Annotated in this window: 1 protein-coding gene; it reads left to right on the top strand. The window is 68.2% G+C overall.

Features of this window, described 5'->3' with window-relative positions; translation table 11 throughout:
- A partial coding sequence (locus GCT13_RS48035) for a DNA/RNA-binding winged helix domain-containing protein (protein WP_321575083.1) occupies positions 1-708 on the top strand: 708 nt, incomplete at both ends.

The raw sequence follows: 708 nt of genomic DNA, 5'->3' as shown, positions 1-708 counted from the left end.
ATGCGATCACGCGCGGCGACTGGATCGTCGATGCGCGGCTCGCGAAGCCGGGCGAGCGGCTCGACGTAGAACTGACGCTGCTCGACGATGCAGGCATCACGCTGCAACACTGGGCGCCGCTGCATGTGCATATCGGCACGTTGCATCGCGTCGCGCATGTCGCGCTGCTCGATGACGACACGCTGGCTGCGGGACACACGGCGCGTGTGCAGCTCGTGTTCGATGCGCCTGTGTGCGCGCTGCCGGGCGATCGCTTCATCGTGCGCAATGCACAGGCGACGCGCACCGTCGGCGGCGGTCGCATGCTCGATCCGTTCGGTCCGCCGCGCAAACGCCGGACGGCGGAACGGCGCGCGTGGCTCGATGCGTTGCGCGTGTGGCTCGATGACGGGCGCATCGGCCCGCTGCTCGAAGAGGCGCCGCGCGGCGTATCGCGTTCGATGCTGATGCAACTGACTGGCTTGCCCGCCGAAGCATTGCTCCTTCCCGACGATGCCGATGAAATTGCGCTGCATGGCAGGGATGCCGTGATCGTATTGCGTTCGCATTGGGCGCGTCTGCGTTCGCAGGTGCTGGCGGCGCTCGATCAGTATCACGCGCGTTCGCCCGACGAACTGGGCCCCGACGCCGCGCGCTTGCGGCGCATCGCGGCGCCGCTGGTGCCGGACGCGATGTGGCGCGCGTTGATCGATTCGCTCGTCGACGAGG

The organism is Paraburkholderia franconis (genome assembly GCF_009362735.1).
Classification (GTDB): Bacteria; Pseudomonadota; Gammaproteobacteria; order Burkholderiales; family Burkholderiaceae; genus Paraburkholderia; species Paraburkholderia franconis.
The sequence above is the reverse complement of the archived record's forward strand: the minus strand, read 5'-3'. Positions and strand labels throughout refer to the sequence as shown.